The organism is Arthrobacter sp. H14, assembly GCF_000520495.1.
In the GTDB taxonomy this organism is placed as follows: Bacteria; Actinomycetota; Actinomycetes; order Actinomycetales; family Micrococcaceae; genus Arthrobacter_C.
This window is the reverse complement of sequence record NZ_KI914657.1, coordinates 28,584-37,532: the sequence shown is the minus strand read 5'-3', so window position 1 is coordinate 37,532 and position 8,949 is coordinate 28,584. Positions and strand designations below refer to the sequence as shown.

The 8,949-nt window shown below is 63.9% G+C and carries 7 protein-coding genes and 1 pseudogene; 6 read left to right on the top strand and 2 right to left on the bottom strand.

What is annotated here, in order from left to right; genetic code table 11:
* The 6 genes and pseudogenes from Y707_RS29885 to Y707_RS0112875 all read left to right on the top strand — a co-directional run.
* Window positions 1-614: pseudogene (locus Y707_RS29885) on the top strand (glycine dehydrogenase (aminomethyl-transferring)); the annotation flags it as partial.
* A gap of 14 nt (window positions 615-628) precedes the next feature.
* Window positions 629-1,795 (top strand): glycine cleavage system aminomethyltransferase GcvT, encoded by a 1,167-nt coding sequence (gcvT, locus tag Y707_RS25770; RefSeq protein ID WP_051441967.1) that lies wholly within the window; start codon window positions 629-631, stop codon window positions 1,793-1,795.
* Between the two features lie 50 nt (window positions 1,796-1,845).
* Entirely contained in the window at window positions 1,846-2,232 is a 387-nt protein-coding gene (gene gcvH, locus Y707_RS0112890; RefSeq protein ID WP_026535403.1) for a glycine cleavage system protein GcvH, read from the top strand.
* Window positions 2,229-3,578: a serine hydroxymethyltransferase gene (gene glyA, locus Y707_RS25765; protein ID WP_051441965.1), complete on the top strand. Its 1,350-nt coding sequence runs from the start codon at window positions 2,229-2,231 to the stop codon at window positions 3,576-3,578. The genes gcvH and glyA overlap by 4 nt, the downstream gene beginning before the upstream one ends.
* Window positions 3,579-3,580: 2 nt before the next feature.
* Entirely contained in the window at window positions 3,581-5,068 is a 1,488-nt protein-coding gene (locus tag Y707_RS0112880) for an L-serine ammonia-lyase (protein ID WP_026535402.1), read from the top strand.
* Between the two features lie 12 nt (window positions 5,069-5,080).
* Window positions 5,081-5,746 (top strand): NUDIX hydrolase, encoded by a 666-nt coding sequence (locus tag Y707_RS0112875; protein WP_026535401.1) that lies wholly within the window; start codon window positions 5,081-5,083, stop codon window positions 5,744-5,746.
* Here Y707_RS0112875 and Y707_RS29010 read toward each other — a convergent pair.
* Window positions 5,706-7,364: an HNH endonuclease gene (locus tag Y707_RS29010; RefSeq protein ID WP_051441964.1), complete on the bottom strand. Its 1,659-nt coding sequence runs from the start codon at window positions 7,362-7,364 to the stop codon at window positions 5,706-5,708. The genes Y707_RS0112875 and Y707_RS29010 overlap by 41 nt on opposite strands.
* Before the next feature lie 162 nt (window positions 7,365-7,526).
* The coding region (locus Y707_RS25755) for an ABC transporter (protein ID WP_035781655.1) at window positions 7,527-8,949 on the bottom strand (1,423 nt) is incomplete at its 5' end.

Below are 8,949 nucleotides of genomic sequence, written 5' to 3'. Positions count from 1 at the left end.
GTTCGGCCGGTGTGCTCCCGATTTCGTGGGCCTACGTGGCAATGATGGGCGGCGAAGGGCTGACTGAAGCTACCCGTGGCGCCCTGCTGGCCGCGAACTACGTGGCCACCCGGCTCAACGAGTACTTCCCGGTTCTCTACACCGGCCGGGACGGACTCGTCGCGCACGAGTGCATCCTGGACCTGCGGGACCTGACCGCCCGCAGCGGCGTCACCGCCGAGGATGTGGCCAAACGCCTGATCGACTACGGCTTCCATGCCCCGACGCTGGCGTTCCCGGTTGCCGGGACACTGATGGTCGAGCCGACCGAGTCGGAAGACCTGCACGAGATGGACCGGTTCATCGACGCCATGATCGCCATCCACGGCGAGATGGAAGCCGTCGCGGCAGGAACCTACGCCGTCGAGGAGAGCCCGCTCCGCCGCGCACCGCACACGGCATCCGCCGTCGCCAGCTCGGACTGGCACCGCCCCTACACCCGCGAGGAAGCAGTGTTCCCGCTGGCTTCGCTGCGGATGGACAAGTACTTCCCGCCGGTCGGCCGGATCGACGGCGCCCGTGGCGACCGCAACCTGGTGTGCACCTGCCCGCCCATCGAAGAGTACGCCAACTAGGAATGAGCGAAACCATGAGCAACGAAACATCAGGATCTGAAAATTCGGGAACCGGCACAGCCACCAGCCGGCAGACCGCCCTCTACACTGAACACGAAAAGCTCGGCGCCTTCTTCACCGACTTTGGCGGCTGGCAAATGCCGCTGAAGTACAAGAGCGAACTGGCCGAACACAAGGCGGTGCGCGAAACCGCGGGCCTGTTCGACCTCAGCCACATGGGCGAAGTCCGGGTAAGCGGGCCGCAGGCCGCCGAATTCCTCGACTACGCCCTGGCCGGCAAGCTCTCCGCCGTCAAGGTTGGCCGCGCCAAGTACTCGCTGTTGTGCAATGAGGACGGCGGAATCATCGACGACCTCATTACCTACCGCCGCGGCGATAACGACTACCTGGTGGTGCCGAACGCGGGCAACGCTCCCGCCGTCGCCGCCGCCCTGGCCGAGCGATCGGCGCAGTTCGACGTCGAGGTCGAGGATCAGTCCGCGGAGACCAGCCTGATCGCGGTGCAGGGTCCGGAGTCGGAAGGGATTCTGCTGAAGCTGATCGACTCCTCGCAGCATGCGGACGTCACCGGGTTGAAGTACTACGCGGCCACCGACGTCACCATCAACACCGACGGCGGCCCGCTCGATGTGCTGCTCGCCCGCACCGGCTACACCGGCGAGGACGGCTTCGAGCTGTACCTGCCGAACGCTCAGGCGGCGCAGTTGTGGACGGCTCTGCTGGAGACCGGGACTGACGCCGGGCTGACTCCGGCAGGCCTGGCTTCGCGCGACTCGCTGCGGCTGGAAGCCGGCATGCCGCTCTACGGCAATGAACTCTCCCTGGAAACGAGCCCCTACACGGCCGGCCTCGGCCCCGTCGTTGCGCTCTCCAAGGAGGGCGACTTCGTTGGCCGCTCTGCGCTGGAGGCGCAGAAGGAACAGGGCACCTCCCGGAAGCTGGTCGGACTGACGGCACAGGGACGGCGCGCCGCCCGCTCGCACTACCCGGTCTCCGTCGACGGCGAGGTCGTCGGCGAAGTGACCTCCGGAGCGCCGAGCCCCACCCTGGGCCACCCGATCGCAATGGCCTATGTCGACGTCGCGCATTCCGAACCAGGCACCACCGTGGAAGTTGACCTCCGCGGAAAGCCGGAGAAGTTCGACGTCGTCAAGCTCCCCTTCTACAAGCGCAGCAACTAGAACCGGCTCCGCACAAACCACACCTCTTGACTGACCAGAAAGGCTCGCAGATGAGCAACAATATCCTTACCGATTACCGGTACTCCGCGGAACACGAATGGGTGGATACCTCCGGCTCCGACGGCGCCCGGATCGGCATCACCTCCGTGGCCACCGACGCACTCGGCGACATCGTTTACGTTGACCTCCCTGAGACCGGTGCCGAGATCACCGCCGGTGAAGTTTGCGGCGAGGTCGAGTCCACCAAATCCGTCTCCGACCTCTACGCGCCGGTCAGTGGCAAAGTCACCGCCGTCAACGACGCCGTCGTCGACGACCCCTCGCTGGTCAACAATGACCCGTACGGCGAGGGCTGGCTGTTCACCGTCGAGGTTAGCTCCGAAGGTCCGCTGATGAGCGCCGACGAGTATGCCAAGACCAATGGGGTAGAACTGTGAGCGCGCAGGCCGGGGTCAACGCCGCGGGCGTGCAGACCAAGGAACCGTACCTGGACGCTTTGCTCGGCGATCTCGATCCTGAAATCGCCGAACAGATCGACGCCGAGTTGCACCGCCAGCGCTCCGGCCTGGAGATGATCGCCTCGGAGAACCACACCGCCGTCGCAGTGATGCAGGCGCAGGGTTCGGTGCTGACCAACAAGTACGCCGAGGGCTACCCAGGACGGCGCTATTATGGCGGTTGCGAGCACGTCGACGTCGTGGAGCAGCTGGCGATCGACCGGGTCAAGGACTTGTTCGGAGCCGGCTTCGCCAACGTCCAGCCGCACTCCGGCGCGCAGGCGAATGCCTCCGTGATGCATGCGTTGATCAAGCCAGGCGACACCATTCTGGGTCTGAACCTCGCGCACGGCGGCCACCTGACGCACGGAATGAAGATTAACTTCTCCGGCAAGCTGTACAACGTGGTCCCGTACCAGGTCAGCGAGGAGGACAACCGGATCGATATGGCCGAGGTGGAGCGCCTCGCCGTCGAACACCAGCCCAAGCTCATTGTCGCCGGCTGGTCAGCCTACGCGCGTCAGCTGGACTTCGCCGAGTTCCGCCGGATTGCCGATGCCGTCGGTGCTTACCTGATGGTGGACATGGCGCACTTCGCCGGTTTGGTGGCCGCCGGGCTGCATCCGAATCCGGTCCCGCATGCCCACGTGACGACGTCGACAACGCACAAGACACTGGCCGGTCCGCGCGGCGGAATCATCCTCTCCAACGACGCCGACATCGCCAAAAAAGTGAACTCCGCAGTCTTCCCGGGTCAGCAGGGCGGACCGCTGGAACATGTCATCGCTGGCAAGGCGGTCGCGTTCAAGCTCGCCGCAACTCCGGAATTCAAGGAACGGCAGGAGCGCGTGCTGGAAGGCGCCCGGATCCTGGCCGAACGGCTCTCGCAGCCTGACGTGGCGGAGGCCGGAATTTCCGTCCTGACCGGCGGAACCGACGTGCACTTGGTGCTGGTTGACCTGCGCAACTCCGAGCTGAATGGCAAGGAAGGGGAGGACCGGCTGGCCGCCATCGACATCACCGTCAACCGCAACGCCGTTCCCTTCGACCCACGTCCGCCGATGGTCACTTCAGGGCTGCGGATCGGCACACCGGCATTGGCCACCCGCGGTTTCGGCGCCGACGCCTTTACCGAAGTTTCCGACATCATCGCCCAGGCCCTGATTGCGGGACCGGACGAAGATTTGGCGCCGCTGGCAGCACGTGTAACGGCGCTTGCCGAAGCACATCCGCTCTACCCAGGCGTGGCCCGTTTCACTGATTCTGCCCCGCAGGAACAGGACTAGTCATGGCAGTCGGCGTATTCGACCTCTTCTCCGTAGGGATCGGTCCCTCCAGTTCACACACGGTGGGGCCGATGCGGGCGGCGTCCGTTTTCGCGCGTGAGCTGGTTCAGCGCGGCATTCTGGACAGCGTCGCCGGCCTGCGGGTGGACCTCTATGGATCACTCGCGGCAACCGGCCGGGGGCACGGCACCATGACCGCGGTGCTGCTTGGGTTGGAAGGGTTCGAACCGGAGCTCATCCTGCCCGATGAGGTCGAATCCCGGCTGGCCGCGATCGCCGATTCGGGCGAACTGCACCTGGCCTCCCAAGTGGACGGTGTGCCGGCAGCGCAGGCAGCGCAGGCAGCGGAGGGCGCACCAGTTGTCGAACCTGCACCAACTGCCGACGGCATGCCAGGCAGGAAGGTCAGCTACGGCGTCGACGATATTGTGTTGCGGCCGCTGACCATCCTGCCGCGGCACACTAATGGCGTCAGCTTCCAGGTCACGGACGACGACGGCAATATCCTGCACAGCGCCACGTTCTTTTCCGTTGGTGGAGGCTTCATTGTCCGTGAAGGTGAAGAAGACGCCGCAGCAGATGAGCTCGATGCGTCCAAGGCGGAGCAGCCGCTTCCCTTCCGCACCGCCGTCGAACTACTGCGTCACTGCAACGACCGCGGCATCAGCGTCGGCGATGTCATGCGCACCAACGAGTTAGTCGAACGTTCGGAGGAGGAGATCCGCTCCGGGCTGCTGCATATCCGCGATGTAATGGAATCCTGCGTTGAGACCAGCCTCAAGCGCACGGATGTGCTCCCCGGCGGGCTCAAGGTACGCCGCCGCGCCCCGAACTGGCACCAGCGTCTCCTCGCCGAGGACCCGGACAACGACCCCAAATTCTGGCAGGAATGGGTCAACCTGGTCGCGCTCGCCGTCAACGAGGAGAATGCCTCGGGCGGACGCGTAGTCACCGCCCCGACGAACGGCGCCGCCGGCATCATCCCGGCAGTGCTGCACTACGCCACCCGATACACCGCCGGCATGGACAAGGCAACTCAGGAGGAGCGCGACGACGTCGCCGTCCGGTTCCTGCTGACAGCCGGTGCCATCGGTGTACTTTACAAGGAGCAAGCCTCCATCTCCGGTGCCGAAGTCGGTTGCCAGGGTGAGGTTGGCTCTGCATCGTCGATGGCCGCGGGTGCGCTCGCCGAAATTATGGATGGCACCCCGGAACAGATAGCGAACGCGGCGGAAATCGCCATGGAGCACAACCTCGGCCTGACCTGCGATCCGATCGGCGGACTCGTCCAGATTCCGTGCATCGAACGCAACGCCATTGCCTCCGCCAAAGCGATCAACGCAGCAAGGATGGCGCTTTGGGGCGACGGGACGCACCATGTATCCCTGGACGAAGTCATCATTACCATGCGCGAGACCGGCAAGGATATGAGCTCAAAGTACAAGGAGACAGCCGAAGGCGGCCTGGCGGTTAACGTCGTCGAATGCTGAGATAGAGGCAGCATGGCAACATATCCTCAACTTCCGGGCGTCGACCCTGTCGAACCGCGTCTTGCCGTCAGCGTTTTGATGCTGCGTCGCGATGCTCCTGAGGTTGAAGTGTTCATCCAACACAGGGTTTCGACGATGGACTTCGCGGCTGGCGCTGTGGTGTTTCCCGGCGGACGGGTTGATCCGGTCGACTACGAATCCGCCGGGTCGCACACATTGCCGCAGGCCGTATGGGATCGACATGCGTTGGCCTGGGAACGGTCCGCGGTAGCAGTCGCCGGTCACTCCAGCATGCGTGACATGTCGCGAGTCCTTGTGGCAGCGGCACTCCGGGAAGTCCAGGAGGAGACCGGAGCAGTGCTCGAGGCGGGTGAACTCCTACCTTGGGCCAACTGGGTAACACCGCCGGGCGGCCCCAAACGCTTTGATACATACTTCTACCTTGCTGTCGTCGGTCCTTCATTGGAGCCGCGGCACCAGACCACGGAGGCCAGCGCCTCGCATTGGTTGCCGGTGCGGGAGGTGTTGCAAGGGGCCGCGGATGGAACGCTGCAGCTCATGCGGCCAACGTATGTGTTGCTGACAGAGTTGGCGGATTTTAATGATTTGCAGAAAATCACGGCCAGCAAACGGCCGATCATCCCGAATGGCGCAGCCGTTCGGTACGAATCGGAATGACATCCCGCGGAGTGGCGTTGCTCATTGCCGTAACCGGTGATGGGGTGCCCGGTGGTGGCGGTGCAGTTGATTGGTAGGTATGGCCAGTGGGCGTGGTGAGCTGGACGGTGTGCCGTGGTCCCTCGATGGGTTGGGACGTGAAGCCGGGTGCTTCCTTCGCGAGATTGCAGCGTTGACACAGGCCCTGACCGTTTGCCTCACTGGTTTGCCCGCCTTTGCTGTGTGGGGTGATGTGGTCGATGTGCCGGATCGGCGCATCGCACCAGGGCGTGCGACAGGTCTGATCACGGCTGATGAGGGATCTTCGTAATCCTTGAGGGAAGATCCTTGCGGTGGAATCCATGCCGATCAGCCGTCCGGTGTCCGGGGCGGTGTAGAGCCTGCGGATCCATACCCGGCCCGAGGCGGCTTGACCGGCGTCACCGCCGTTGCCTGTACCAAGGCTGAGGGCATAGTGGTGACTGCCGCTGTCCTCGCGGCCACTGATATTGTCAGCGTCCGTGTTGCCGCCGTGGCGAACCAAGTTTCTGGCCCAGCCGGCCGGTACGGTTCCGTAGCCGTGCAGGTAGGCGGGCTCGTTGTCGCCGGCGAAGAGCGTCCGGTCGGTCATGATCAACTGGACTTCGATTCCCACCCCGGCTGCCGAACTGTTCGGGCTGTCCGCTGCGTCCGGAGTGTCCTGCCCGGACGTTCCCGGCACGGTCTCGCGTCGCTGTGCTGACTCTTCCGGATGTGCAGCCATGCCCGGGAGGCCTGTGGTGTCCGCGGACGATGCAGTACCGCCCTGGAGCCCGGCGGTTTCAGTACTCTGGCCCATCCCGGCCGGCGCCGCCACGGAGTTATTGAAGGTCCGGCCCGTGACGCGTTCGACGAGAGTGTCTGCCATGATCTGGCCGCGGCCGCGTTCGTCGCCGGTGATCCGAATGTGGTGATCCGCCGCCCGGGTCAGGGCTGCCTTGACCGCGACGCCCTGGGCCACCGGCAACAGACCTGTCACGTACGTCATCGTGTCCGGGGCTGGACGGCAGGTAACGGTACGTTCTGTTTCGGCCTTAGCGGCACGGCGGACCACTGAGTGAGGATCCAGCCGATAGGCGTTTTTCTTCGCCTCGCTGATAAGCCTTCGGTCTCCCAAGGCTTCCAGCACAGTCGGATCGGCGGCCATGGCCGCATCGACCCGGGTGCGGTCTTCGACGTCGAGACAGGCGGTCTCCCGGACCAGAATGGTCGCCCGCCACTCGCTGAGCACCCCGATAGTTAGCGCGTTCAGGGTGTGCGGCATTTCGTTCACGAGGGCTTTGCCCACACTCAGGTGGCGGCTTCCCAGGGCAGGACTGTCGTGCCGGGCGAGAGCGATTTGGGAGGTGATTCCTTCACCCGGTTTTGCCCGCGTGCCGGTGTGGGACTGTTTATTGCGCTGGGAGATATCGAATCTCACCGTAGCTCGGGCCTGGGCGGCAGCGGCGGCCGACTTCAATTTCTCCAATGCTTCAATCCGGTCAATTAGTTCAGCATCGGAAACTTCCTGATCCAGAGTGGAGAGGAACGAGGCGAAATCTGCCATGGTGGAACTGCCGGCGGGCTGCCGCGTGTTTCCGGAAACTGATGTGTCGAACATGTCTTCGACACTATAGGCATAATTCCAGCCTCTCTATGGACCATCTCTTCAATGTGTATAACCCGACGATCGGTCTCCATGTGGAGGAAGAGTGGCGATGCTGGACCACGACAGAGTGGATTGCTGCAGAAACTCGGCAGGCGAAACCCGGAATGGAAAACCTTACACTGCACCTTCCACCGACCGCGTCAGACGCTTGGCGAGGTAGGGGGCTGTGACGCTGTCCTCCTTCGCTGCGACAGTACGCGGCGGTCCGGCGGCCATAATATGTCCGCCGGCGTCGCCCCCGGAGGGGCCGAGATCAATAACCCAATCTGCTGCAGCGGCGACATCCATGTCGTGTTCGACGAGAACGACGGTATTTCCGGCGTCGACAAGGCGGTTGAGTTGCTTCATTAAGAGCTGCACGTCAGCGGGGTGCAGTCCCGTGGTGGGTTCGTCGAGAAGGTAGAGCGTGTGTCCGCGCCGGGATCGTTGGAGCTCGGTGGCGAGCTTGATCCGCTGGGCTTCACCTCCGGAAAGTTCAGTAGCGGGCTGCCCCAACCGCAGGTAACCCAGACCAACCTCTCGAAGCGTTTCAAGGCTGCGTGCCGCGGCGGGGACGTCGGAGAGGAACTGCGCGGCGGCGTCGACGGTCAGGCCAAGAACTTCAGCAATATTCCTTCCGCGGTATGTGACTTCCAGCGTTTCGGAGTTGTAGCGCGATCCGTGGCAGGTGGGGCAGGGGCCGTAGCTTCCGGGTAGGAAGAGGAGTTCCACGGCGACGAAGCCCTCGCCCTGGCAGGTTTCGCAGCGTCCGGCCGCGACATTGAAGGAAAACCGTCCGGCGTTGAAACCGCGGGAGCGTGCGGCATCGGTGCCGGCGTAGAGCTTCCTCACGGCGTCGAACAGCCCGGTGTAGGTGGCGAGGTTGGACCGAGGTGTCCGGCCAATTGGCTTTTGGTCCACGCGCACCAACCGGTCGATGCTTTCCAGCCCGGTGATCTGCTGGACGGTCATCCGGTCGCCCGGCGCCACTTCAATGTCCGCTGCCGCGTCTGCTGTCCCAGCAGTTGAGCTGTCAATATGCGTTGTCGCGTATGCTTCTGCCTCTGGTGCAGTCTCCGGACCGGATGGGGAGGCCTCAGCCTGCGGAGAGTCGTTACGCACATGGGAGCCGACGACGTCCGCCAGCACTTGGCTGACCAAAGTCGACTTTCCTGATCCCGATACGCCAGTCACAACCGTCAGGACGCCGAGCGGAAATTCGGCATCGAGATTGTGCAGGTTGTGCCGGGTAACTCCGCCCAGATGCAGGGTCCCAAGCGGTTCTCTTTCCTTGTTCCGGACTGAAGTTTCCGACAACGATTGAGCCACAATTGCCGGACCTGCTGTTTCCTGCGGCACCGACTCTTGAGGCACGGACTCCTGCGTTACCGAGTCCTGCGGTACCGGTCCTTGCGGGAGCGACCCGTCAAGGAGAAACGGCCGGGTGACCGAACCAGGAACGTCCGCCAAACCCTGAACAGGGCCGCTGTACAGCACTGATCCGCCGCCCTCGCCGGCGTGCGGTCCGACGTCCACGAGCCAGTCGGCACGGCGGACG

Excerpts from the sequence above, each read along its gene's own strand:
- Y707_RS0112880 (WP_026535402.1), top strand. The coding sequence starts at position 3,581 with ATGGCAGTCGGCGTATTCGACCTCTTCTCCGTAGGGATCGGTCCCTCC.
- Y707_RS29010 (WP_051441964.1), bottom strand. The coding sequence starts at position 7,364 with ATGTTCGACACATCAGTTTCCGGAAACACGCGGCAGCCCGCCGGCAGT.
- Y707_RS0112875 (WP_026535401.1), top strand. The coding sequence starts at position 5,081 with ATGGCAACATATCCTCAACTTCCGGGCGTCGACCCTGTCGAACCGCGT.
- gcvT (WP_051441967.1), top strand. The coding sequence starts at position 629 with ATGAGCAACGAAACATCAGGATCTGAAAATTCGGGAACCGGCACAGCC.
- gcvH (WP_026535403.1), top strand. The coding sequence starts at position 1,846 with ATGAGCAACAATATCCTTACCGATTACCGGTACTCCGCGGAACACGAA.